We start from the raw sequence: 26,254 nt of genomic DNA, 5'->3' as shown, positions 1-26,254 counted from the left end.
CGTTACCCGCGCGCATCACCCGGGCAAGGGTGCGCGACACTGTTTGACACGCAATCCACGCGACCGGCTACCTGTCCGCGAGGCCGGGCCACTCTTCATTGGCCTTCGCGACAAATCCCGGAATGTCCTTGCGCCAGTCGGATTGCACCTTGTCATTGTAGTTCAGGTAAAGGCGGCCTTCCACGATATCCCAGTTCTCGGGGTCTCCCTTGGCGAGCTTGCCTTGCGCAACCGCCCAGGAGCAGTATCCGCCGTAGGCAGGCGCGTATTTCTCCGGCTCCTTCTCGAAAGCCGCCCGGTTTTCCTCGCTCGAGAAGCGCCAGTTGGCTCCCCGCCATGTTGCGGCGATGGACGGATCCCCTTTCACGGGCCTCCCCTCGCGAAAATACGCAACCGGATCATACCCCCCGACCGCGACTCCTTCCACGATCCCGGTAAAGACCGGGCCGGTGTCATTGCTTCCGAAACCGAACCATCCCGCCCGAACACCTCCGGATGCGACAAGTGTGCCACCCAGCCCTCCCAAACAGGCAAGAGCGAGAAGCGTGCGCCGAGACAGGCTTTTCATGACAGTCCCTCCCTTGAAACCGCGAAGGCTTCAGGTTGCGAGAAAGAGAGTGGCTCCATCTTCCTCCGATATGCCGATCCTACGCCAGCCACCGCACGCAAACCACTGACAGAGCCTCACAAGGACGCGAGCCAGGGTGTGAACCGGACAACCCGCCACGTCCTGATTTTCGCTCTGGATCGATGAGGAGACGCCCCTTTTCAGCCGGGGGATCTCTCCCTATATTGAGAGGTGCCGGCGCAAGCTGGCTATGACGATAAACGGACCGCGTAATAAGCCTATCGGACCCGGGGGCGGTACCCGGCGCCTCCACCCAAGCCCGTCAATGCTGGACATTCCGGCACCGGCGGGCTTCGGCGGGGGCGAAACAGGATCGACGAGGGTGTAAAGGCCGTCTTTTCGTTCGGCATGGTTCCGCCGTTATCGGGCCGTCTCAATAGTTGCAAACGACAACTATGCTATGGACAACGCTGTCGCCGCGTAATGCGGTGCCAGTAGTCCACTAAAGCCCTGCGGGTTAGCCCCTGCAGGCGGGGTTCGGAGGCACCTGGCAACAGAAGCCTCCACTTTTCCAGCCGTGAGGCGCCCAGAGCAGATGACGCAAGGCAAAATGGCTTTCGCGTTTGTCGGCAGTGGGCCGCTTTCTTGCCCAGCGGGCTTTTCAAGTTGTACGCCGCGCGTCATGTTGGCGCTCAGTCCCGACTCACTGCAACAGTTGCAAGCGATGGCCGAAGATCTGATCCGTTACGACATCGTCATTCAGGACGCGCTTCGCGGCGCGGTGCGCAAGATCCTCACGGAGGTGGCTCGCATCGGCCTTCCGGGTGACCACCATTTCTACATCGCTTTCGACACGAATGCGCCCGGAGTGCGCATCTCGCCTCGCCTGCACGAGCGTTATCCGACCGAGATGACCGTAGTGCTGCAGCACCAGTTCTGGGACCTCAATGTGACCGACCATGCCTTCGAGGTCGGCCTGTCCTTCGGCGGTATCCCGGAAAAGCTGTTCGTGCCGTTCTCGTCGATCAAGGGCTTCTTTGACCCGTCGGTCCAGTTCGCGCTCGAGTTCGAGCCGGGCAAGACGGCGGAGGAGCTGCCCGACGACCTTCTGGAAGCGGCAAGCGACCAGGAAATAGCGGAAGCGATCGTGGAGCACGTCGAGCGGGAAACGGCCAAGGCCAACGCGAAGCCGAACGAGGCTGCACAGGACGGTTCCGCCGCCGCGACGACCCAGGACGGCGTGGAAAGTGCCAAGGAAGAAAGCGGGGCCGACGTCGTCTCGCTTGACGCGTTCCGCAAGAAGACCTGACTCGGGGGTATCCCCCGCATCGCGGGAGCCAGACAGCCCATGAGCGGCGACATCGTCAATCTTCGTCAGGCCAGGAAGACCCGTGCACGCGGCGAAAAGGAACGTCGCGCCGCCGAGAACCGCGCCTTGCATGGGCGTACCAAGGCAGAGCGCCAGCGCGACGAGGCAGCCCTCGGGAAACTCTCCCGGCATGTGGCAGGTCACAAGCTGACCAGTGACGAGCCATCCGGCACCCCAGACTGACACATCAGCTTCACTCATGCCGCTTTTCAAACGTTCCCTCACCCTGCACGGCCACCGCACGAGCCTGGCGCTGGAGCCCGAGTTCTGGGACGTTCTTGAAGAACTGGCGCTGCTGCGAGGGTTGAGCCTGCCCGCACTCGTTGCGGAGATCGACGATGCGCGGGAGATCGATAACGCGGGAGCGGCCGAAGACAGCCTGTCGTCCTGCCTGCGCGTCGCTGCCCTCAACCACTGCCGGGGATCGCGCCCCTAGCGGTCCGGCGTCGTTCCCACGAAGACAGGTGGATCGAGCGGCAGAAGACGAAGCGGCGCGCCATCATTCTGTTCGCGGTCAGCCTCTCCCTGAGCACCGGTTCCTGCCCCATCGGGCTCCGGCGATGTGAGAGCCCGGCGAATGCGGTCGCCGAAGGTTTCGGCCGGTGTTGCAGGCATCGGCCTTGGCGTTGCCTGCACCCTGTCACGATCCCGCTGACGGCGCGCCCTTTCGGCTGCGGCACGCTCCGCAGCGGCTTTCTCTTCAGCTGCCTTCTCCGCCGCAAGCCGTGCCGCCTCTTCCTTCTCGCGGGCCTTGCGCGCGTCTTCCTGCTCCTCACGCTCCTGGCGTTCCTGCAGTTCCTTCAGCTGCTGCCTGTCCCGCTCCTCCTGCTCCAGGCGGTCGCGCTCACGCCGTTGCTCGTCGTCCTTCTGTTTCCGGAGTTCGCGCATACGGCGTTCGCGTTCGGCAATCTCCGCCTGAAGCTTCTCGACCCGTTGCACTTCCTGTTCGAAGGCACGCAAGGTCAGATATGCGGTGAAGGGAGCGATGTCGATCTGCCGCTCCGGCGCATCCAGGGAACCGGAAAACACAAGCCCGACCTGCGGCTCCGCGCCTGTGACGGCATCTTCCCCCGGATCGACCTTGAGGGAGATCTCACTGGAAAGCCGCCGTTGGCTGAGGTCCACCTGGGCACTGCCAAACACGCTCGCCGACGGTGTGTCGAGCCTCAGCGTGTTGACCCTGAGCACGCCGCCGGCAATGGCACCGCTTGCCTCCAGCGTCGAAAACGGCAAGACGCCCGCATCGAGATGGCTGAGGAACGCCTCACGGACGTTCTCGTCGTCAAGCGTGAGACCGGCATCAGCGGCACGGATCACCAGTCCGAAGGCATTGGGATTGAGCCCCCGGATCTCGCCGTCGCGCACCTGCAGGGTCGCCCCGCCCGCGAGGCTTGCAACCACCGCGGAGAGAGACCTCCCGGTTCCGTCAAAGTCGAGGCCGACATCAACAGTCCCCTTCGCCACCGCACGGGCGTTCCGCGTCCAGACGAACTCTTCCAGCGCAGCATCCTCGACCTTCACCGATCCCGAGATGCTCGCCTGGCCATCAATCCGCTTCACGCCAAAGCTGCCGGACAGCCGTCCACCGGACACCCCCGCCTCGGACAGGTCGAGCGCCATTGCGTCCGAGGATAGAGACAGCCGGCCGGATGCCCCGGAAAGCTCCGGAAGGCCGGAAAGCGACAGGCGCGTGGCGGAAATATCCAGAGCCAGATCCATCGGCGGAACAAGTGATGGACCAAACGGCGAGGTCGACCACCCCGAAGGCCCGGCATCCGCCAGAGGATCCGTGCCAAGTACCAGGTCGGAAAGCGCCAGAACATCGAACTGCGAGGTAGATAGCTCGCCTCTTATACGCGGAGGCAAATCCGGACCGCCAAGGCGCAGGTCGACGTCGAGTGATCCATCAAGCGCCGCTCCCGCCAATCGGCCCGAGAGGTCCCTGACCTTGAAGACATCGCCTGTACCATCGAGTTTCGCCACGAGTTCAGCCGCACCCGACGATGCAGTGAGCGCCGGCAACCGACCGCTCAAAAGTGCAAGCAGCGTCACGTCCTCGATGCCGGCTTCGAGCTCGGCGGAATAGCTTGCGTCAGCGTCAACGGGCAGCGAAAGACTTCCCACCGCCGAAAGCGACATCGCATCGCCAAGATAGAGTCGTGTGCTGCCCTCAAGTGCCGAAGCGGGGCGGCCCGCAAGGCTGATCTCGATACTCCCGTCGCCAAGCGAGGAAAGCGGCAGAACGGGAAACCCGAGCTGCGCAAGCAGCTTGCCGCCATCGGGATTGCCAAGCCCGCCCGTCATGTCCACCTGAGCCTCACGCCAGGTGTCGAGGCGCCCCTCGAGCCCGCCGGAAAGGTCGATGGCCGTCCCGCCAGCCTCTCCGCTCGCCTTGATGCTTGCGCGGGTCTCGGTTCCTTCGGCTTCACCGTGGAAGGTGAGATCGAGACGGGTCGGTGCGAGGCTTTGCGCACGAACCTGAAACGCCTGCACGAACCGCGCATCCGGCCAGATCCGAGCGAGCAGACCCGTCACGCCTTCAAGTCGGTCTGCATCCACCGTGGCGGAGAGATCGCCGGTGGGAACCGACGACAGATCCGAAATGGTACCGCTCGCCTCGACCTTGGCTCCCGCAAGGTCTCCAACCGAAAGCGTCTCGATATCGAGCCCGTCATCGGCGTATGAGGCGACAAGTGTCGCGTTCCGCGCTTCAAGCGCACCGATGGCAACGCTCTGCGCAAACAGCCTTGCGGAAACCTCCGCAGCGCCGGAGCCGACGGGCTTCCCGCCCTCGCCGGCAGTGTTCAGAAAAAGACGGGTCAGCAGGCCGACCTGATCGGCATCGAGCCGCTCCGCATCGACGTCGACACGAACACGCGCGGGCCCCTCGCCCGCCGGTCGATAGGAGAAGGTGCCACGCCCCGGCGCATCTCCTATCTCGAACGACATCTGCGTGAGGGCCACTTCCTCTTCGGTGGCAGAGATCCTGGCATCCAAGGCGAAGGGCAGACCGGCGGCGGAAGATGCTTCACCGCTTCGCCACCAGTCGGCAAAGAGATTCGGTTGGGCGACAGAGACCGCGAAACTGCCACGAAAGGCCGCGCGCGGGGCAATCTCCAGATCGCCACGCGCGAGAAACTCGGAGCGTCCCGGCAACTGCGCCGACAACCGCTCCAGCCGCCATCCACTGGCAAGACGCTCGGCATCGAGCCGAAGGTTCTGAATGAGGCCACCACCGGAGATGACGCCGGGCACGGTCAGGGAGACCGTTCCATTGAAAGGAGGATGCGGCAGGCCTTGCAGCGTCTCGAGAACCAGGCCGCCGGCCTCGACCGCAGACAGCGGGCTCTGCGGGCCGCGACCGGAAATCCTGTCCAGATCGATCTGCTTGGCCGTCGCCTTCAGTTCGAAACGATAGGGCGCATCCAGAGCGATCGACATGGTGCCGTCAAGCGACACGGGCCGCTCCTGCGGCCCATAGGAGAAACGCGCCTCGGTCAGGTCCAGGCGGGAGTTCCCAAACGCGAAGGCGCCTTCGCTGGTCCACGCTTGAGCAGCCTCCTCCTCCGGCGTGACGGAGGAGATCGTGTAGCTGCCTTCGTAGGCCGGGCGCCCATCCTCGATCGACATGCGGCCATCGGCGACCAGATCGATGGGCGTCGCGACGGGCGTGATGCCCGCGCGCACGCGGATACCCCCCTGTGTATCGGCACGGCCGGTGGAGACCAGAACCGTTGCCCGCTCTCCGTCGACCGTAGCCATGCCATCGACCCTGAAGGGACCCTTGAGCGACCGCGCGGCGACCGTGACGTCAACGTCCTCGATACTGTGGGTCCGACCGCTTCGCGCATCCGTGACAAGGAACCGGCCGTCCCGGATTGTCGCCTGCTCCAGCATGACGAGATCGGGATCAAGGTCATCTATCAGGCTGGAGCGCCGCAGGGCGGTAAACCAGTCGAGCCGGCCCTGTTCGTCCACGGCGAGCTGAAGCGTGGGCTGGTCCATCGTCATGTCGATGACCCGCACTTCGCCCTTGAGCAGCGGGGGCAGTTCCACACGCATGGAGAAGCGTGAGATGACGAGGAGCGCGTCCTCGGGCTCCCCCACCCGCACATCGGTAAAGGTCAGCGTGGGCGTTGGCAGCAGGCGCATCTCCGCCTCGCCCATGACCTCGACCCTGTGGCCTAGCACCTGTTCGCCGTAGCGCTCGAACGTGCTGCGATAAGCCGTCCAGTCGACCAGGAAGGGGCCAACGAGCGCCGCGATCAGCACGGCGATGAGAGTGACGCCGATCGTGATGTAGATCGAGTTCAGCGGTCGTCTCCCGGTCTCGTGTCCGCCTTCAGCCCCGGTTCGGCGTATCCTGCAAGCACGCGCAGTCCTGACATCCGTTCATCGGGGCGACACTCCCTTCCTATGCGGAAAAGCAGGCGGGCAAAAGCCCCAGTTGCGCCTGCTTACCCTACGGGAAGGATCTTGCCCGGATTGAGAATGCCCTTGGGATCCAGCGCCGCCTTGATGGCACGCATGGCCTCGATGGCCTCACCATGCTCCTTGGGCAGATACTTCATCTTGCCCTGACCGACCCCATGCTCGCCGGAGCAGGTTCCGCCCATCTCGATGGCCCGCCAGTTCAGGCGCTCGATGAAACGGTCGGTCGCCTCGATTTCCTCGGGCTTGCCCATGTCCACCAGAACGAGCACATGGAAGTTTCCATCGCCGACATGGCCGACAAGCGGTGCGACAAGCCCCATGTCCTCGATGTCGCGATACGTCTCCGCAATGCAGTCCGCGAGCCGCGAAATCGGAACGCAGACGTCGGTGGAAACACCCTTGCAGCCCGGCCGCAATCCGAGCGCGGCCCAATACGCGTTGTGCCGGGCCGTCCAGAGCCGGGTGCGGTCCTCGGCCTGCGTCGCCCAGACGAACTCTCCGCCACCGCAATCCTGCGCGATCTCGCCGAAGAGCTCGCTCTGTTCGCACACGCCGGCTTCCGTTCCGTGAAACTCCAGGAACAGGGTCGGTGTCTCGGCAAGGTCGAGCTTGGAATAGGCATTGCAGGCCTTGACCTGCACCTTGTCGAGGATCTCGATACGCGCGACGGGAATGCCGCACTGGATCGTTGCGATCACCGCATTGCAGGCGCTTTCGAGATCCGGGAACGGGCACACGCCCCCCGAAACGGCCTCCGGGATACCGTGCAGGCGTAACGTCACCTCCGTGATAATGCCAAGCGTTCCCTCCGAGCCCACCAGAAGACGGGTGAGATCATAGCCCGCCGAGGATTTCCGCGCCCGGCCACCGGTATGGATAACGCGGCCATCCGCGAGCACGGCCGTCAATCCCAGTACCGCGTCCTTCATCGTGCCGTAGCGCACCGCGTTGGTGCCCGAGGCCCGCGTCGCGGCCATGCCACCAAGGCTCGCATCGGCACCCGGATCAATGGGGAAGAAGAGGCCCGTGTCACGCAGATAGTCGTTGAGCTGCTTGCGGGTGACGCCGGGCTGCACGATGCAGTCGAGATCCTCCGCATTGACCGCGATCACCTCGTTCATCCGCGACAGGTCGATCGAGATACCGCCTGCGGGCGCATTGACATGACCCTCAAGAGAGGACCCCGTTCCGAAAGCGATCACCGGCACGTCGTGCTCGCTGCAGATCCTGACGGCCTCGGAGACCTCCTCCGTGCTTTCGGCGAAGACCACGCCGTCCGGCAACTGCGAAGGCAGCCAGCTCGTCGTGTGGGAATGTTGCTCGCGGATCGCGCCTGCCGTCGAGAAACGCTCGCCGAATCGCTGCGCCAGAATGCTGAGAACCAGTTCGATCCCGGCATCATTGCGAACCGGCGCGTCCTTTGTGGAGGCAAGAGACATCAGCAAAACTCCCGGAAACCGTTCTTGTTGTCGTAAGCTGCATCGGCCGCAAACCCCATTGAAGGCAAGCGGACCTCCCGGCAGACAGTCGCAAGCACACTAGCAAAGACTGCCAGACCGACCAAAGACTTCCACCAACGGGCAACTTTCTCAAACGGCGTGGACGACATGGCACCTACTTGCGACGGCGACGCTCCGCGGAGCCGTCCGCCCACGCAAAGAAAAGACGGGCCTGAGCCTGGTAGACACCTTCCTTGCACACCATTCTCGAAGCCGCATTGGCGATCAACGCGCATGCCATGAGCGGCAGCAGCATGTCCTTGTTGTCGGTCATCTCCATCACGATGACGAAGGCCGTAATGGGAGCCTGCACGACCCCGGTGAAATAGGCGACCATGCCGAGCAGGATGATCACGCCGACAGGCACGTCGGGGAAAAGGAACGTCAGATCCGCGCCCAGTCCGGCCCCGATCGAAAGGGAGGGTGAGAAGATGCCTCCGGGAAGCCCGCTGACGGCGGAGGCGGTCGTGGCAAGAAACTTCAGCGGAGCGTAGAGCACGGAGAGATCCGAGCGCTCATGCAGCGCGCCGCGTGCTGCCTCATACCCGGTGCCATTCACCGCGCCGCCGGTCGCGATGCCACACAGCGCCACGATCAGGCCGCAGACGACGGCGAACCCGACCGGATGCTTCTTGACCAGCGCTCCGATGCGCCCGGGAACTCCGAAGGTGAAAAGAAGCAGAATGCGCGAGAAGGCACCGCCGAACAGGCCACCGCAAACACCGATCACCGGCACCGCGATCCATCCCCAGCCAAAGGCGAGCACGTCATCCGTCGTGCCGAAATATATGTAATTGCCGAAAATCATCAGAGAAACGAGACCCGAGAGCATCACCGTTCCGATGATGAGTCCGCTGGTTCGCATCTCGAACGACTTGCTCATTTCCTCGATGGCAAAGACGATGCCGGCGAGCGGCGTATTGAAGGCACCGGCGACACCGGCCGCGGAGCCGGCAAGGATAAGCCCCTCCTGACGGCGCGGCGAAAGCCGTCCGGTGAGGAACATGATCGCCGCCCCCACCTGCACGGTCGGCCCCTCGCGCCCGGTGGATGCGCCAACGGCGAGACCTGCCGATGTCATCAGGACCTTGCCCACCGCGGACCTCAGTCCGACAAGCTTGATCCGGTCCTTGGGGTTTTGAAGCTTTCTGGCCGCGATCGCCTGGGGAATGCCGGACCCTTGCGTGCCCGGGAAGTAGCGGTTCGTCATCCACACCACCAGACCGAACCCGAGTGGTGAAACGAGCAGCCCGATGTAGGGAAAATGATGGATCAGGTCGCGAAAGATGTCCTGGCTGCCGTCGGCGACAACAGCCAGTCCCGCCCCCGTCAGCCCGACCATGAGGCCACCGACCCCGAAAATAATCCTTCGTTGCCAAACCATCGACAGGGCTCGAAGACGTCGAACGGGGCGATAGAGGAAGGATTTGTAGGCCATAGGCTCCCCGCCCCTGACATTTGGCACGAGAGGTCCAGGGGCCGACACACAAAGGAGAATGCAGGACAGATGAGACGGGCGCGTGAGTTCACGACGTCCTGTCAAGGGTATACCGGGACTTGACGGCGAAATCCATAGCCGCCCGGCAATTGTCCGCACATCCCGCAAATGGAGCGGCATCAGTAAATTTCAGGCGCGCGGCCCGCCGGAACGTCAGCCCCTGACGGGTCGCGTCGCAGCCTCCAGCCAGGCGAGGTCTTCGCCCGAAAGGTGCGGTCCGATGCGCGCCAGGACCCGAGCGTGATAGGTATCGAGCCAGGCGGTTTCCTCGCGCGTCAGCATTTCCGGCATCAGACAGCGGCGGTCGATCGGTGCGAGCGTCAGCGCCTCAAAGCCGAGCATCGCCCGCTCCCCTCCCTCGATGTGCTCAGCCGCGGTGACGAGCTCGAGATTCTCGATTCGGATACCGTGCGATCCGTCCCGGTAGTACCCAGGCTCGTTGGAAACGATCATCCCCGCCTCCAGCGCCACATGACCGGCCTTGGAGATCCGTTGCGGCCCCTCGTGGACGGAGAGATAGGAGCCAACGCCATGGCCTGTGCCATGATCGAAATCCAGACCGGACCGCCAGAGCGCGATACGAGCGAGCGCATCGAGCTGCGCGCCGCTTGTTCCGATCGGGAACCGGGCGGTTGCAATGGCGATGTGCCCCTTCAGCACCAGCGTGAAATGACGCCTCTGCTCGTCACTCACACTGCCCACAGCGATCGTACGGGTAATGTCGGTCGTCCCGTCGTCGTATTGCCCGCCGGAGTCGATCAGAAAAAGGCCATTGGCAGGAAGGACACGGTTGCTTTGCCGATCCACCCGATAATGAGGGATCGCCGCGTTCGGTCCGGCGGCCGAAATCGTGTCGAAGGAGATATCGCGCAGTCGCCCGCTCTTCATGCGGAAGGCTTCAAGCTGCTCGGCAACCGTGATCTCGTCGAGCTTGTCTTTCTGGATGGCCTGATCGAACCAGGCCAGAAACCGGCAAAATGCCACGCCGTCGCGCAGGTGGGCCGCACGGGCGCCGGAAATTTCAGTCGCGTTCTTGATCGCCTTCGGCAGGATAACCGGATCCGGACCGTGCACCACGCGCCCTCCGGCGTCCGTCACCGCCTCGGCAAGGGCAACCGCCGTCCAGTCCGGGTCGAGCAGGACCACCGCTCCTTCTCCACCAAGGGCGGCCAGCGCGGGAAGAAGGGCATCAGGCTCCTCGATGTCGGCGAATTCACCCAAATGGTCTCGAGTGGAGCCGGACAGCTTCCGCGCATCGATGAAGATCCTGGCACGCCCTGATCCCGGCACCAGGGCGAAGGACAGCGGAAGCGGCGTATGCTGGACATCGCTGCCGCGAATATTGAAGAGCCATGCGATCGAATCCGGCTGTGTCAGGATGACCGCATCGGCCTTAGCCCCGGTCACCTCCCCGGCGATACGCGCAATCTTGTCCCCCGCCGCCTCGCCGGCAAGCGCGCGCGGATGGATCGCAACCTGGCCGGTCGGCGGCTTGGGACGGTCCTCCCACACGGCATCCAGGGGATTGTCGCCGAGTGCGACCAACTCCGCGCCGGCCTCGGTGCACGCGGCTTTCAGCCGTCCTGCTCCATTCACGGTGTGAAGCATCGGATCGAAACCGACGCGCATTCCAGGCTTGAGGGTCTCGCGAAGCCATTTTGAAACCGGCGTTTCGACCAGATGCATCGGCTTGAACACATCCGTGTCGACCTGCTCGCGCACCTGTATGGTGTAGCGGCCGTCGACGAAGATCGCCGCGTCCTCATCCAGAACCACCGCGACCCCGGCGGACCCGGCAAACCCGGTCAGCCACTGCAAACGCGCATCGCTCGGGGGAACATATTCGCCCTGATGCGCGTCCGCACGCGGCACGATGAAGCCATCGAGGCCACGCCGGGCCAGTTCTTGACGCAGGGCCGCGCAACGCGCGGGTCCCACGGTCGGGTCGATCGGGGAGTCGAAGCTTTGAAACATGGCGCAGACGCTACCGGGAAACCCTTGCGGAGAAAAGAGCGCCGTGCGCTCCGAACAGGCCTCTTGCCCTTAAGGCAGGCAAACGACGCACAACTCCTGTGCAGCCTGCACAGAAACTGAATGCCGCAGTGCGAAATATCAATTCGCACATGCAGCAATCGCAGCACTGCCATGCACTTATAGCGCTTTTCGAATGGCGGACATCATCCCATATTCATTCTCGAGAGTTTGAGGGAGGAAGCTCTGTAGAAGAGACCTCGAACCGGAGTAATGAACATGGCCACTGCCACTTTCACCACCAATGTCGCCGGCGTATCCCATGGCTCCACCAAGAGCCTGTTCCGCAAGGCGCTGGATTCCATGGTCGCCGCCCGCGAGCGTCAGGCTCGCCGGTATGTCAACGGCTACCTTCTTTCGCTCGATGATGCGACGCTCACGGCCTATGGGTATGATCGCGCCGATCTGGAGCGTCAGGGCAGCATGACCGCCTCCTTCTGAGCGGCACGACACTTGGCGCGGGGGCATACCGCGCAAGAAAAGGCCCCGCCGGGATCCGGCGGGGCCTTTTGCTTTTGACACTCAAACTGTCGGAATGTCCTGCGACAGAGCCGATCCTGTCCCCCGTCAGGCCTTGTGTCGTCCCCTGACGAAGGTGAGGGTCAGCCAACCGTCGCGCTCCCCCCGCCTTGCCAGCCGGAAACCCTGCGTACCATAGGCAAAGATAATGCGCGGGCCGTCCTCTATCCGCAGGCCGGAAAGCACCAGGGTGGCATCGCGTGCCATGCAGGCGCCCAATCCCTTGGCCATCTGCATGAGCGGTCGGGCCAGGATGTTCGCGACCACGAGGTCGAAAGGACCCTCCTCGGCAAAAACACGCGCCTCGACCCCCGCGGCGGTCACGCATTTGACGAAGGGACCTGCAAGGTTCTGGATTGCATTGGCCTTCGCCGTGAGCGTTGCGACCGGATCGATGTCCGAGGCCAGGATCTTCTGGCGGCTTGTCCGCGCAAGGGCAATGGCGAGAACGCCGGTGCCGGTCCCAAGATCCAGCATCTTGCGATAACGCCGGCGCGTCAGCAGGCGATCAAGCTCCGCCAGACAGCCCGACGTGGTGCCATGATGGCCCGTGCCGAAGGCAAGCGCCGCCTCGATCTCCAAGGAAATTCCATGAAACGGGCGCCGATGCCGGTCGTGCGAGCCGTGAACGAAAAAGCGCCCCGCGACAACGGGGGCCAATCCCTCCAGGCTCTTCTCCACCCAGTTGATGTCATCGAGTTCGACCGCTTCCATCGGAGCAGCAAAGGCATCCGCGCCGAGACGATCGCGCACCAGATCCGTGGCCTCGTCCGGCGTCATCTCGAAGAGAAGAATTTCCGCCGTCCATTGCAGGCCGTCGGCGGACGACTCGAACACCGTGACCGGATTGCCGTCATCCTCGAAATCCCGTGCCAGAAGCTCGTAGATGCGCTTGGCCTCGATTTCCTCGGCGGTGATGCGGACGCGAATGGTCGACATGAAAACTCCGGTGCGGACATTGGAACCGCCCGGCTATAGCCCTCCGCCGCACCTGCGGCAACGGTCATTGCGTATTCCTGATTCACCGATAGCTTCCGCGCGGGTCCGGACAGATTGCCGCACGCGGCCTAGGCAGCACGTCAGTGCCGCTCCACGAAGCCGTCCAGAACCTTCTTCCGCCCGGCCTTCTCGAACTGAACAGTGAGCTTGTTGCCTTCGATTGCGACAATCTCGCCGTAGCCGAACTTCAGGTGAAAGACGCGCTCGCCGGTAACGAAGCCGGACGGCTCGTCGGCAACGGATTTCACGACAAGCTCACCCTCGATCGTGCGCGGTCCGCCGCTTCCAGCCCGCCGCTGGCCTTTCGCACCAAACCCGCCACCGGAGGCGGATGCACGCTGGGCACGCTGCCAGCCCGGCGTGGAATAGCTCGACTGGAAAGGATCGCGCGTATCGAACCGGCTGGCACCATATCCGCCTCCGCCGCCGTATCCGCCATAGGTACGCGGCGCCTCGAGCACGTCCACATGCTCCGCCGGCAGTTCGTCAAGGAAACGGGAAGGGATGCTGGACTGCCAGCTTCCGTGGATCCGGCGGTTGGAGGCGAACCAGATCTTGGCCCGCCGTCTTGCGCGGGTGATCCCGACATAGGCGAGACGCCGTTCCTCTTCCAGCCCGGCCCGGCCCGACTCGTCCAGCGCACGTTGATGCGGGAACAGCCCCTCCTCCCACCCGGGGAGGAAGACCGTGTCGAACTCCAGTCCCTTGGCCGAATGCAGTGTCATCAGCGACACCGCCTCGCCGGAGCCATCCGCATCCCGGTCCATGACAAGCGAAACATGCTCGAGAAAGCCGGCCATGGATTCGAACTCGTCCATCGACCGGATGAGTTCCTTCAGGTTGTCGAGCCGGCCCGGCGCTTCCGCCGACCTGTCGGCACGCCACATCTCGGTGTAGCCGCTTTCGTCCAGAATGACTTCGGCCAGATCCGTGTGCGACATGCGCTCAAGCTGATCGCGCCAGCGGTCGAAGTCGACCAGCAGTGATTTCAGCGAGGTGCGCGCCTTTGGCCTCAGTTCCTCGGTCTGGCAGAGATCCGACGCCGCCTGCATGAGCGGAATGCGGTTCGCCCGCGCATAGGCGTGAACCAGCTTGAGGCTCGCCTCGCCAAGGCCCCGTTTGGGCGTGTTGACGATACGCTCGAAGGCAAGGTCGTCGGCCGGTTGCACCACGCAGCGGAAATACGCGAGCGCGTCGCGGATCTCCATGCGCTCATAGAAACGCGGACCGCCGACGACGCGATAGTTCACGCCAAGCGTGACGAAACGGTCCTCGAACTCTCGCATCTGGAAGGAGGCACGAACCAGGATCGCCATCTGGTCGAGACTGTGCCCCTTGGCCTGCAGCGCCTCGATCTCTTCACCGATCGCGCGCGCCTCCTCCTCGGAATCCCAGACGGCTGCAACGCTGACGCGCTCGTCCTCGCCTTCGTCGGCGAGGTCCGTGAACAGTGTCTTGCCGAGGCGCCCTTCGTTGTGGGCGATCAGGTGCGAAGCCGCCGCAAGGATGTGGCTGGTGGAGCGATAGTTCCGCTCCAGACGGATCACCTTTGCACCGGGGAAATCATGGTCGAAGCGGAGGATATTGTCGACCTCGGCACCGCGCCAGCCATAGATCGACTGGTCGTCGTCCCCCACGCAACAAATGTTCGCATTGCCCTGGGCAAGAAGCCGCAGAAACAGATACTGGGCGATGTTCGTGTCCTGATACTCATCCACCAGCATGAAGGCAAAGCGCCGCTGGTAGTCCTTCAGGACGTCCGGATGATTGCGGAACAGCGTGATGACATGCAACAGCAGATCGCCGAAGTCGCAGGCGTTCAGGATGGACAGACGCTCCTGATACAGTGCGTAGAGTTCACGACCCCGCCCGTTGCCGAAGCTGCGCGCCTCGCCTTCCGACACCTGGTCCGGCGTAAGCCCGCGGTTCTTCCATCCGTCCATCAGGCTCGCGAAGGTCCTTGCCGTCCACCGCTTGTCGTCCAGGCCCTCCGCCTGAATGATCTGCTTGATGAGACGAAGCTGGTCGTCGGTATCCAGAATCGAGAACCCGGACTGCAGACCGACCAGTTCCGCATGACGACGCAGGATCTTCACGCAGATGGAATGAAACGTGCCGAGCCAGGGCATCCCCTCGGCGCTGTCGCCGATGAGACGCTCGATACGCTCCTTCATTTCCCGCGCGGCCTTGTTCGTAAAGGTCACGGCAAGGATCTGGCTCGGGAAAGCCCGTCGGGTCGCCAGGATATGTGCGATACGCGTCGTCAGGACCTTGGTCTTGCCGGTTCCCGCGCCGGCGAGTACGAGCACCGGCCCGTCAAGGGTCTCCACCGCATCACGCTGCTCTGGATTGAGTCCGTCGAGATAAGGCGTCGCCTCGACAGGCCGCGCCATGCCCGCGCGCGCCCGAGCCGCGATTCCGCTCCCGCCGGAAGGGACGGTCGGAGCGGTCAGGTTTCTGTCAGCGCGGGGGTCGGCCATGAATTCTCGTGTCTTGCTGTCCGGGGGGAGGATGCGCGGCCTCGCGCGAATCCGTTCTCTCTTTGGACCAATATAGCAGCATGACACCGGCTTTGGAGGGGGGCACGCCCCCTCCGCCTGTTCGGACCCGCTCCTCCCGCCTTTCTCAGGCGGCGATCATCTCCTGAAGGTCCTTGAGAGCCCCCTCGGCGGCGAACCGGTAGCGACCGGGGCCTTCGCTGCCGAGCATGCCGCTCAGCACCTCGCCGCTGGCTAGTTGGAGGCTGACGCGCTGCCCCGTCTCAATGACGGCAGGCGACGACACCACCACGTCACCGGCCTGAACCTCGACGAGCATCGCCTGGTAGCGGCGGCCAAGAGACGTCACGATCACCGCCTCACGCATCTGCTCGCGCACGGCCTTGCGCCGCGCCTCGAGATCGGAACCGACATCGTCCAGGAACCCCTCAACCTCGCGGGTGAGCTGGAAGGTGATCTCCGCTAGACCGGCCGAGACCGAGTTCACGTCATTGGCGAAGCTCGCCGTGCGTTCGATTGCCTCGCTCACGGAGCCGACGTCCCGTGACGCTGTTTCCGTGCCGCCGGAAGCGGCCGCCGCGGAGTTGGCGATTTCACGGGTCGCCATGCGCTGCTGCTCAACCGCGCCGGCAATCGCCGTCGTCAGTTCTCGTACGTCGGCCATCGCGGCCGAAATGCCGGAAATCGACTCGACCGTGCGATGGGTCGAGTTCTGGATGCCGGAAATCTGCTCGGCGATATCCTCGGTCGCCTTCGCGGTTTGGCCGGCAAGTTCCTTCACCTCTGCCGCAACAACCGCAAAGCCCCGCCCGGCCTCGCCGGCACGCGCCGCCTCGATGGTGGCATTGAGAGCCAGAAGGTTGGTCTGGTTGGCGATCTCCCGGATCAGCCCCATGACGGTTCCGATCTGCTCGGCGGCTGCGGAAAGCGTTGCGACATCCTGGCTGGTCGCGCTCGTGCGTTCCGTCGCCTCGACCATGAGGTCTCTCGCCCGGCTGGTCTGGCCCGCGATTTCCGCCACAGACGCGGACAGTTCTTCGGCCGCAGTTGCAACCACCTGGATGTTCGACGTGGCCGTACCGGTCGCGTGAGACGCGGAGCCGGCATCATTCGCAGCCTGCCCGGCACCGGTTGCGAGCGTTTCCGCGGAATTGCGCATTTCGCTTGCCTGATTCCCGGCACTGCCAAGCGTCGTGGATACGCTTTCACGGAAACGGCGGACCATGGCCTCCATTTCCGATTGCCTGTCGCGCTCACGCAGACGTTCCTGCTGCAGGCGTTTCTCCAGCCCGATCCGTTCCACGGCATTCTCACGCAGGATCGCGACCGCGCCGGCGATGGCGCCGATTTCGTCGCGCCGCTCAGTATGGGAAATCTCAATCGCGGTGTCATTGGCCGCAAGACGGCGAATGAGCGCCACCATTTCGCCAAGCGGCGGCACGATGGACCGGTAGACGACCGTGCAAAGGCCAAGCGTCACTGCCACTGCGGCGAACAAAGCCAAGGAAAGCTCGATCACGCTTGTCCAGGCCCGCGAAGCGCCTGTATCCGCCACCGCCAGGACATCGGCGGCCAGAACATCCTCGACGTTCTTCATCACATCGATACGCCGCGTGCTGGTCTTGAACCATGTCGCACCGGACACCTGGGACACATCGCCCCCGAAGGGGGCTGCGTAAGCGATCTCCCGCAGCTTTGCCACGTCCTCCTCGACCGCGCCGGAAAGCTGCGTTTCAAAGGTTGCAATCACTTCGGGCGACGCGTTCGCACGGAAGGTTCCCAGATACACCTCCTGCATCGCGCCGAGCCGCACGAAATTGCGGTAGACCGGCTGGGCGAAGGTTCCTGCTCCAAAGCCTGCGGCACCCATTGCTCGCTCGATCCCCGCCCTCTCCTTGGCCTGAAGAAGGGCGTTGTAGGCGAGCATCCTGCGGAGCAGGTGGCCGTCCTCGACGTATCCGGTCATCCCGGCCACCATGTTCAGAAGATCCGTGATGATCGGCGTGTAATAGCCGGCCACGTCGGGCACGCCGAAGCTGAAGGTGTCGATGCCCTGCCGCGCCTCATGGAGACGATCCAGCGCCTGCTCGGCTGCCTTGCGCGGACGGGCGAAGGAGTCGCGTGCCAGAATCCCCTCGGATGGCGGCAAGAGGGTTCGAAAGCGCTTCAGGGCAGCATCGGTCGCGCTGCGCTGCCCACCGATCGCACCGGCAAAGGATGTCCCTTTTGAGCCGACGAAACCGGCCGAGGTTCCACGCTCCTTCTGCAACTCATGGACAAGTTCGGAGACGATCGGCGCCAGATCGACGACTGTCGCGACAAGACGTTTGTCGCGCGCTTCACCGTAGGTGTTCCACAGAACGAAGCTCGCCACCGCAACCAGCCCCAGCAAGGGAACGATACAGATTGCGGTCAGGCGAAGGCCGATTGGGAGGCCAAGGAACCGACGGACCATGATTTCAAATCCCCGAACATAACAACATCCTCCCCGGAGAATATCTGCGCCCGTCACCTTGAGATTCTCTTACTCGCCTCGCAATTAATCTATGAAAAGGACAGGAAACGCCCAAAGATGTACGTCTATGTAATAACCCGAATGTTAAAACATGCCAGACTTAAGGCCGGATCATCTCAACCTGAGAAGGCCCGTGCCATCTCCACCCAGGCCGCCTCGTCGATCACCTCAACCCCAAGCTCCTCGGCCTTCTTGAGCTTCGAACCTGCACCGGGCCCCGCGATCACGAGGTTGGTTTTCTTGGAAACGGAGCCGGCAACCTTTGCCCCCATCGCCTCGGCGCGCGCCTTCGCCTCGTCGCGGCTCATCTGTTCGAGCGTACCGGTAAACACCAGAGTCTTGCCCGCAACCGGACTGGCGTCCGCCTCGACACGCTCCATCGGCTGGGGCGAAATCTCATTCATCAGCGCGTCGACCGCCTGACGATTGTGCTCCTCGGCGAAGAACTCGACTACGGCATTTGCCACCGTTACGCCGACACCGTCGATCCCGACGAGTTCCATCCAGGCATCGGATCCGGTATCCGCTGCCGCCTTCATCGATCCGGCAAAGGTCTCCCAGTCGAGATAGTGGCGTGCGAGCAGCTTGGCATTGCCTTCGCCGACATGACGGATGCCGAGCGCGAAAATCACGCGATTTAGCGGCATCTCCCGGCGCGCGTCGATGGCCGCGAGAAGGTTGGCCACACTGGTTTCACCCCAGCCGTCCCGGTTTCTGAGCTTGATGATCGGCGACGCCCGATCCCGCTCCGCAATCGTGAAAATGTCGGCGGGCTGGCGAATGCCCCCCTCCTCCATCGGCAACTCGTAGAAAAACTCGACCTGCTTGTCGCCAAGCCCCTCGATGTCGAAGGCATGGCGGGAAACGAAATGCTTGAGCTTTTCCTTTGCCTGGGCTGGGCACACGAGACCGCCGGTGCAACGACGTACGGCGTCCGTGCGTCCGCTCGTGGGGTTCACATCGCGAACCGCATGACTGTGACAGGCCGGGCATTCCGTTGGAAATGCGAACGGGACCGAATCTTTCGGTCGCTTGTCGAGATCCACATCGACGATCTGGGGAATCACGTCGCCGGCACGCTGGATGCGCACCGTATCGCCGACGCGAATGTCCTTGCCTTCGCGGATCGGTTCGCCGTCCTGGCCGATCCCCTTGATGTAGTCCTCGTTGTGCAGCGTGGCATTGGAGACGACCACGCCACCCACCGTTACGGGCTCCAGCTTGGCCACAGGCGTCAGCGCTCCGGTACGGCCGACCTGGATTTCAATGGCATTGAGGACGGTGAAGGCCTGCTCTGCGGGAAACTTGTGCGCGATTGCCCAGCGTGGGGCCCGCGACACGAACCCCAGCCGCTGCTGAAGGTCGAGCCTGTCGACCTTGTAGACGATCCCGTCGATGTCATAGTCCAGCAGCGCCCGCTCCTCCTCGATGCCGTGGTAGACTTCGAGAAGCTCCTCGACACTCTCGCATCGCTTCATGCGCGGGTTGACCGAAAACCCCCATTTCCCGAGCATCTGCACCATATCGTACTGCGTCTCGCACGGCGTTTCGCTGAGTTCGCCCCACGCGTAGGCGAAAAAGCGAAGCGGGCGCGAGCGCGTGACATCCGCGTTGAGTTGGCGCAGCGAACCGGCAGCAGCGTTTCGGGGATTGGCGAAGACCTTCGTGCCCTGCGCTTCCATCCGCGCGTTGAGCGCCTGAAAATCGTCGTGGCGCATGTAGACCTCGCCACGCACCTCAACCACATCCGGAGCATCCGCGGGAAGAATGTCGGGAATATCGGAGACCGTCATCGCATTGCGCGTAACGTTCTCTCCAACCGTGCCGTCACCGCGCGTGGCGGCACTGACAAGCTTGCGGTTTTCGTAGCGCAGTGACAGCGACAGACCGTCGATCTTGGGTTCGGCGGTAATCGCGATCGCTCCCTGGAGCGGATCGAGCTTCAGGAACCGGCGTATCCGGCCCACGAACTCGCGCACATCTCCGTCCTCGAAGGCGTTGTCGAGGGACAGCATCGGGATCTTGTGCGTGACCTTGCCGAAACCTTCGGCCGGCGCGCTGCCCACCCGAAGCGACGGACTGTCCGAGCGCACGAGATCCGGAAAACGCTTTTCGATGGCATCGTTGCGGCGTTTGAGAGCGTCATACTCCGCGTCGGAAATGCTCGGAGCGTCTTCGCCATGATAGCGGCGATCGTGCTCGGCAATCTCCCGGGCCAGCCGTTCCAGTTCCGCCGCGGCCTCCTCGAGAGTGAGGTCTTCCGGGTCGCGGTCAAAGAGCATCGTGTCGGCCATGTCACGCCAGATCTCGAGAAGTGAACGGGTATGACCGGCAAGATAGGGCCATTCGCCGCCGGTGGCGAGATGACGGGCCATGCGATCTGGGGATGATGCGCCATGCCCTCACGGGCATGGCCGATGGGGATCAGTTGCGGGGACCGGCATCCGACAAAAGACGATCGGCGGCGGCGCGCGCCTCTTCCGTGATCGTCGCTCCGGCGAGCATCCGCGCGATCTCCTCGCGCCGATGCCCCACGTCGATCCGCGTCACCCGTGTCGCGACCCGGTCCATGGCCGTGTCTTCCTTGGAAATCAGGAAATGGCCGTCGGCCCGTGCCGCAACCTGTGGCGCATGGGTGACCGTAAGCACCTGGACCCGTTGCGCAAGACGCGCAAGACGTGACCCGATCGCTTCCGCGACCGCACCGCCGACACCCGTATCGATCTCATCGAAGACCAGGGTCGGCGCCGACCCCTTGTCGGCGAGCGAGACCTTCAGCGACAGCAGGAAACGCGAAAGCTCACCACCGGAGGCAACCTTCATCATCGGCCCGGGGCGCGTTCCCGGATTAGTCTGAACCCAGAACTCGACCTGGTCGATGCCCTCACGTGTCCGTGCCTCGGGATCGCTGTCCACATTGGCAATGAAACGCGCCCGCTCAAGCTTGAGGTCCGGCAACTCGCGCGCGACCGCCTTTTCAAGGGCCTCGGCACCTTTGCGACGGCGTGCGGAAAGATCGGATGCGGCTACATCATAGGCTTCACGTGCCCTGGTTACCGCCTCCCCAAGCGCCGTCAGAGCCTCCTCGCCGGCATCCAGCGCGGCAAGATCGGCCTGATATCGCTTCTGGAGTTCAGGCAGTTCGTCAACCTGAACCTGGAACTTTCGGGATGCCGCGCGCAAGGCAAAGAGCCGCTCCTCGGTCTGCTCCAGAGTCCTGGGGTCGAACTCGCTCTCGCGCAGCGCGGTCTCGAGGCCTGCGCGGGCGTCCTCCAGCCTGTCGAGCGCTTCGGCCAGGTGACCGACCGGCGCGCCAAGAATGCCCGGCGCCTGTTCGGCTTTCCGTTCAAGGCGGCGCCAAAGCGCGGCAATCTCGGAGATCGGCGAGGCGGAGCCGTTCAGCGTATCGAATGCCTCGCCGAGGTCCGTGGCGATCTTTTCCACCTGCATCATGTCATGACGCAGGCCCGCAAGCTGCTCCTCCTCGCCCTCCTGAGGGGCGAGCGCTGCGAGTTCCTCGGAAGCCGAACGCAGGAAATCCGCTTCCCGCCGGGCCGCCTCGATCCGCTCCTCCTGCTCCCTGAGCTCGCGCTCGGCGGCCCTCAGCTCGCGATAGGCGTTCGCGACCTTCGCCGCGGCGCCTTCGGCGCCGGCGAACATGTCGAGCAGCCTGCGATGCTCGGCTGGATCGGTGTAGGCGCGTGAGTCGTTCTGTCCGTGGATTTCGACAAGCTGGCTTCCAACCTGCCGCAGCAAGGCAACGCTTACCGGCGCATCGTTGATGAAAGCCCGGCTCCGCCCGTCTTCAGCCTGGACGCGGCGCAGGATGACATCCCCATCGGCCTCGAGGTCGTTGTCGGCAAGAAGCTTGCGGACCGGATGACTCATCGGCACGTCGAAGGCGGCCGTCACCTGGCCCTGGGGCTGCCCGTTTCGCACAAGGCCGGCATCTCCACGGCCACCCAGCGCGAGGCTAAGGGCGTCGAGAAGGATGGATTTTCCCGCTCCGGTCTCGCCAGTGAGCACGGACATTCCGTCCGCAAACTCCAGATCGAGCCTGTCGATCAGCACGATATCGCGGATGGCAAGCGTGGCGAGCATGCAAGCGGGAACCGGACCATGTGTGGAGCCAGCGCAAAATGCGCGAAAGCGACGGGTCGGGCCAGACTGGCCGACGGGATCTCTTCCTAGAGAGAGATACCCTCGAATGCCCGGCTGATCCAGCTTCCAGAATCCTCGCTCGGCGAATGACCGCCCGTCTTCAGGAGACTGTAGGCATCCTTGTACCACTGGCTGTCGGGGAAATTGTGTCCCAGAACCGCCGCCGCCGTCTGCGCTTCGTTGATGACGCCAAGCGCATAATAGGCTTCCGTCAGACGGTAGAGCGCTTCCTCGATATGGCGGGTCGTCTGGTAATTCGTCACAACCACCTTGAAGCGGTTGATGGCGGCAATGTACTGCCGGCGCTTCAGGTAATAGCGTCCGACTTCCATCTCCTTGCCCGCCAGTTGATCGTGCGCGACACGGATCTTGGCGCGTGCGTCCTCGGCATATTCACTGTCGGGATACCGCTGCACAAGCTCGGAGAAGGCCGCGAGAGAGCGCTGCGTCATCTCCTGGTCGCGCGTGACGTCCGGGATCTGCTTGTTGTACGACTGACCGATGATGTAGAGCGCGTAGGCGCTGTCCTCACTGCCGGGATAAAGCGTCGTGAACCGCTTGGCGGACGTGATCGCCTCGGCGTACTTGCCCTGCGAGTAGTTCAGATAGGCAAGATTGATCAGCGCCTTGCGCGAGTACTCCGAGTAGGGGTGCTGCTTGTCGATCTGCTCGAACTTGGTGCGAGCGTCGGTGAGGCGCCCTTCCTGGCGCAGGGCAAGGCCCTCATTGAAGAGCACCGCCGGCGGAGTAGTGTCCCCAACGAACTCGTCCTCGTCCTTGGTCGAGGAACAGGCGGAAAGCACCAATGCCGAGAGTGCGACCAGCGCGACACGCGATCCGCGCCGCGTCCGGAATGTCATTTTACCGGTTCCGGTCCTGTACTCACCCACCATAAGCCGCCTGCTCTCCTTGGACTCGGTCCTGTCGCACCGCTCACTGGCCACGCGTCACGGCACGAACCCCGGACGCTCAGGCACCGTCTTGTAACGGATAAACCCGCCAGACGTCACGCCATGTGGGTGAGATTTGTCGCTTTTTTATGGCCACCGTCAGGATTGGCCACACGCAGGCCCTTTCGAGGGCAGGTCAGCCCATTGGCCCGACGTGGGCCCCGCCTCACAATCTTCAGGAGGCACCGTGTCCGGCAAGCGCCATCTGCGGGAGCGCACCGGGAACTGCGTTGCGCGATTCGGCCTCGAGACCCGCTTCCACGATCTCGAAAGCATCCGGCCCGGCCTTCTGGAAAAGCTCGACGAGGATCGCATGGTTCATACGATGTCCGCCCTTGTAGGACCGGTAGGCGCCGAGGATCGGCAAGCCCGCAAGCGCTAGATCGCCGACAGCATCCAGCATCTTGTGGCGCACGAACTCGTCACGCCAGCGCGTCCCCTCGGGGTTGAGCACCTTGCCGTCGGAAATCGCGACGGAGTTCTCCAGGGACGAGCCGAGCGCAAAGCCGAGAGCCCAGAGCTTTTCGACCTCCTGGACGGACCCGAACGTCCGGGCCCGGGCCACCTCCGCGCGGAAGGTCTCCGGCGTCAAGTCGATGACCATGGCCTGGCGGCCGATGACTTCGGCGTCGAAGTCGATGGTCACGTCGAAGCGGGTGCCGTTGTGGGGCCGCAGCTCGCACCAGGCGGATCCCTGATCCACACGCACGGTGCGCTTGATCTTGATATAGCGACGCGCGGCCGCGAGACGGCGCAGCCCGACCGAGTCGATGGCCTCGACGAAGGCAGCGGAACTGCCGTCCATGATCGGCATCTCCGGGCCGTCCACCTCGATCACGGCGTTGTCGACACCGAGACCGCGAAGAGCGGCCATAAGGTGCTCGACGGTGGAAACACCGCCGGCCTTCGGATCCCCGAGAACGGTGCAAAGTGCGGTCGCGCTGACCGCGCGCCAATGTGCGGGGATCTCGATATCGCGCTTGTTCACCGGATCGTGGCCGGAAAAGACGATGCCGGTGTTCGCATCCGCCGGATGCAGGGTCACGACAGCCGGGTCTCCCGAGTGCACTCCGATCCCCTCAAGGGATACCGACCGGGCGAGCGTTGTCTGCCGATCTGCACCTGCTTTCATGACTGAATGTCCCATCTGTCGGAAAACCCGCTGGCGTGCGGGGCTTCACCTGCGAGGCGAAGCGGAAGCGAAATCAGCTCGATTGGCGATTCCGTATGTTGGGCGTGAACATACAGTCTCGGGGTGGCAGGCCAGAAATAAAGCTTTGTTACGGACTGTAACGAAATCCGGCGGGGCAACCCTATGGAAATCCTTGATGTTTCGCGGCGCAAAAGAAAACGGGCGATCCGGTGGTTAACCGGATCGCCCGCGAGAGGGAAGGTTTGTGGTCGCAGCCCGCGTCAGTTCGCCTGACGGCGCAGGAACGCGGGGATCTCGAGCTGCTCGTCTTCCGACAGGTTGCGCTGCTGAGGCGCGGAGCGGCCGGTCAGATCAAGCTGACCCGACGCCCCCTGGGCCGCGGGACGCGGAGCCGCCGGGCGCATGGCCGGAGCCTGGGCTGGACGCGGAGCCTGCGCCTGCTGGACCGGCGCCTGACGCGGAGCTTCGGGCTGACGCGGAGCAGGAGCCTGCTGCTGCGGCTGCTGGGCCTGCGGATGGTGCGCAGGCGCCTCGAACTCATCCTCGTCGTCCTCGCGACGGCCAAGGCCGGTCGCGATCCGCCGAAGAAGGCTCATCGGACGCTTCTCTTCCGAGTGATGCTCCTCCTCGACCGGGCGGGCATGAGCACGCATCTCACGCTGAGCGACCGGCGGGAACTCCTCGATGGTCGGCATGCGCGTCGGCTGGGGGGGAGCCGTTTCGGCTGCCGGCGGAATATACGGCTCGACCTCGGGGGTCTCGGCGACGGGAGCGGAGAGCGTGTTCTCGTCCAGATCCGCGATCGGAGCCTCGTCGGCAACCATTTCCGGAGCCGGAGAGAAACGTGCGATCTCGACGTCCGGGTCGGTCGAGGACTTCACCGGCTCGGGGATCGAAAGCTCCTGCTCGATACGCTCGGCCGCAGCCTGACGCGGGGCCGGAGCGGCCGGGCGGGGAGCCGGGGCCGCGGCGCGCGGCGCGCGGGTCGGCTCCGCCGGAGCAGCCGGCTCGGAGACCGTCTTGAGCCGCTCGGTGAGTTCCGCCATGCGGGCCTCGGCCGGAGACACGTCCTCGCGCAGTTCCTTGTCGATACCGGTCGCCACCACCGACACGCGGATGATGCCGTCCAGGCTCTCGTCGAACGTCGCGCCGAGAATGATGTTGGCGTCGGAATCGACTTCCTCGCGGATACGGGTCGCCGCCTCGTCCAGCTCGAACAGGGTCAGATCGTTACCGCCCGTGATCGAGATGAGCAGGCCGCGAGCCCCCTTCATCGAGGTCTCGTCGAGCAGCGGATTGGCGATCGCGGCTTCCGCGGCCTGCATGGCGCGCTTGTCGCCGGATGCTTCGCCCGTGCCCATCATCGCCTTGCCCATGCCGCGCATGATCGAGCGGACATCGGCGAAGTCGAGGTTGATGAGGCCTTCCTTCACCATCAGGTCGGTGATGCAGGCGACACCCGAATAGAGCACCTGATCGGCCATGGCGAAGGCATCGGCAAACGTCGTCTGCGCATTCGCGATCCGGAACAGGTTCTGGTTCGGAATGACGATCAGCGTGTCGACTTCCTTCTGCAGCTCGGTGATGCCGGAGTCGGCAATGCGCATGCGCCGGGCACCCTCGAACTGGAACGGCTTGGTGACGACACCCACCGTGAGAATGCCCATTTCGCGCGCGGCGCGGGCAATCACGGGAGCGGCGCCGGTACCGGTTCCGCCACCCATGCCGGCGGTGATGAACACCATGTGCGAACCCGACAGGTGGTCATTGATCTCGTCGATGACCTCTTCGGCCGCCGCCGCGCCCACATCGGGCTGCGACCCGGCACCCAGGCCCTCGGTCACGGCAACGCCCATCTGCACCACGCGCTCGGCGTGATTGCTGGCAAGCGCCTGCGCGTCCGTGTTGGCAACGACAAAGTCGCAGCCCTGCAGACCGGCCTGGATCATGTTGTTTACGGCGTTGCCTCCGGCACCGCCAACTCCGAAGACCGTAATCCTCGGCCTCAGCTCCTGGAGATCAGGCATTTTCAGATTGATGGTCATGGTATCCTCGCGACC

The 26,254-nt window shown here is 63.8% G+C and carries 17 protein-coding genes and 1 other RNA gene; 5 read left to right on the top strand and 13 right to left on the bottom strand.

Annotation, left to right across the window (positions count from 1 at the left end; translation table 11 throughout):
- Nucleotides 1-67 precede the first annotated feature (67 nt).
- Nucleotides 68-568, bottom strand: coding sequence for a YHS domain-containing (seleno)protein (locus tag ACYX4S_RS03475; protein ID WP_476361898.1), 501 nt, complete (start codon nt 566-568; stop codon nt 68-70).
- A gap of 193 nt (nt 569-761) precedes the next feature.
- On the opposite strand from ACYX4S_RS03475, the gene ssrA reads away from it, so the two are divergent.
- From ssrA to ACYX4S_RS03455, 4 genes are all read left to right on the top strand, one after another.
- Nucleotides 762-1,136, top strand: a transfer-messenger RNA (tmRNA) gene (ssrA, locus tag ACYX4S_RS03470).
- 156 nt (nt 1,137-1,292) lie between these two features.
- Nucleotides 1,293-1,877: an SspB family protein gene (locus ACYX4S_RS03465; RefSeq protein ID WP_476361897.1), complete on the top strand. Its 585-nt coding sequence runs from the start codon at nt 1,293-1,295 to the stop codon at nt 1,875-1,877.
- 39 nt (nt 1,878-1,916) lie between these two features.
- Nucleotides 1,917-2,120: a DUF4169 family protein gene (locus ACYX4S_RS03460; RefSeq protein WP_293723531.1), complete on the top strand. Its 204-nt coding sequence runs from the start codon at nt 1,917-1,919 to the stop codon at nt 2,118-2,120.
- 16 nt (nt 2,121-2,136) lie between these two features.
- Nucleotides 2,137-2,373 (top strand): ribbon-helix-helix domain-containing protein, encoded by a 237-nt coding sequence (locus ACYX4S_RS03455; protein ID WP_476361896.1) that lies wholly within the window; start codon nt 2,137-2,139, stop codon nt 2,371-2,373.
- On the opposite strand, the gene ACYX4S_RS03450 is transcribed toward ACYX4S_RS03455, so the two are convergent.
- The 4 genes from ACYX4S_RS03450 to ACYX4S_RS03435 form a co-directional block, all read right to left on the bottom strand.
- A complete protein-coding gene (locus ACYX4S_RS03450; protein WP_476362810.1) occupies nt 2,370-6,230 on the bottom strand; it encodes an AsmA family protein in 3,861 nt (1,286 codons plus the stop codon). The two genes, ACYX4S_RS03455 and ACYX4S_RS03450, sit on opposite strands and share 4 nt — an antisense overlap.
- A gap of 164 nt (nt 6,231-6,394) precedes the next feature.
- Nucleotides 6,395-7,810: an FAD-binding oxidoreductase gene (locus ACYX4S_RS03445; RefSeq protein ID WP_476361895.1), complete on the bottom strand. Its 1,416-nt coding sequence runs from the start codon at nt 7,808-7,810 to the stop codon at nt 6,395-6,397.
- 175 nt (nt 7,811-7,985) lie between these two features.
- A complete protein-coding gene (locus ACYX4S_RS03440) occupies nt 7,986-9,308 on the bottom strand; it encodes a chloride channel protein (protein WP_422069518.1) in 1,323 nt (440 codons plus the stop codon).
- 213 nt (nt 9,309-9,521) lie between these two features.
- The gene (locus ACYX4S_RS03435; RefSeq protein ID WP_476361894.1) at nt 9,522-11,342 is read right to left on the bottom strand and encodes an aminopeptidase P family protein; all 1,821 of its coding nucleotides are present in this window, start codon (nt 11,340-11,342) and stop codon (nt 9,522-9,524) included.
- 276 nt (nt 11,343-11,618) lie between these two features.
- Between ACYX4S_RS03435 and ACYX4S_RS03430 the strand changes: the two genes are divergently transcribed.
- Nucleotides 11,619-11,840 (top strand): hypothetical protein, encoded by a 222-nt coding sequence (locus ACYX4S_RS03430; RefSeq protein WP_293723969.1) that lies wholly within the window; start codon nt 11,619-11,621, stop codon nt 11,838-11,840.
- Nucleotides 11,841-11,966: 126 nt separating this feature from the next.
- On the opposite strand, the gene ACYX4S_RS03425 is transcribed toward ACYX4S_RS03430, so the two are convergent.
- From ACYX4S_RS03425 to ftsZ, 8 genes are all read right to left on the bottom strand, one after another.
- Nucleotides 11,967-12,857, bottom strand: coding sequence for a 50S ribosomal protein L11 methyltransferase (locus ACYX4S_RS03425; RefSeq protein ID WP_476361893.1), 891 nt, complete (start codon nt 12,855-12,857; stop codon nt 11,967-11,969).
- A 140-nt stretch (nt 12,858-12,997) separates the two neighbouring features.
- Nucleotides 12,998-15,397 (bottom strand): ATP-dependent helicase, encoded by a 2,400-nt coding sequence (locus tag ACYX4S_RS03420; RefSeq protein ID WP_476361892.1) that lies wholly within the window; start codon nt 15,395-15,397, stop codon nt 12,998-13,000.
- A gap of 145 nt (nt 15,398-15,542) precedes the next feature.
- Nucleotides 15,543-17,870: a methyl-accepting chemotaxis protein gene (locus tag ACYX4S_RS03415; protein WP_476361891.1), complete on the bottom strand. Its 2,328-nt coding sequence runs from the start codon at nt 17,868-17,870 to the stop codon at nt 15,543-15,545.
- Between the two features lie 176 nt (nt 17,871-18,046).
- On the bottom strand, nt 18,047-20,224 hold the full coding sequence (gene ligA / locus ACYX4S_RS03410; RefSeq protein WP_476362809.1) for an NAD-dependent DNA ligase LigA: 2,178 nt from the start codon (nt 20,222-20,224) through the stop codon (nt 18,047-18,049).
- A gap of 130 nt (nt 20,225-20,354) precedes the next feature.
- Entirely contained in the window at nt 20,355-22,031 is a 1,677-nt protein-coding gene (gene recN, locus ACYX4S_RS03405; protein ID WP_476361890.1) for a DNA repair protein RecN, read from the bottom strand.
- A gap of 86 nt (nt 22,032-22,117) precedes the next feature.
- Nucleotides 22,118-22,951, bottom strand: a complete 834-nt coding sequence (locus ACYX4S_RS03400; protein WP_293723510.1) for an outer membrane protein assembly factor BamD — start codon at nt 22,949-22,951, stop codon at nt 22,118-22,120.
- 265 nt (nt 22,952-23,216) lie between these two features.
- Nucleotides 23,217-24,173 (bottom strand): UDP-3-O-acyl-N-acetylglucosamine deacetylase, encoded by a 957-nt coding sequence (gene lpxC / locus ACYX4S_RS03395; RefSeq protein ID WP_476361889.1) that lies wholly within the window; start codon nt 24,171-24,173, stop codon nt 23,217-23,219.
- Nucleotides 24,174-24,454: 281 nt separating this feature from the next.
- Nucleotides 24,455-26,239 (bottom strand): cell division protein FtsZ, encoded by a 1,785-nt coding sequence (ftsZ, locus tag ACYX4S_RS03390; protein WP_293723506.1) that lies wholly within the window; start codon nt 26,237-26,239, stop codon nt 24,455-24,457.
- Between the last annotated feature and the right edge of the window lie 15 nt (nt 26,240-26,254).

This window comes from Stappia sp. ABD4_338 (assembly GCF_056312175.1).
This window is presented reverse-complemented; position numbering and strand designations above follow the sequence as displayed.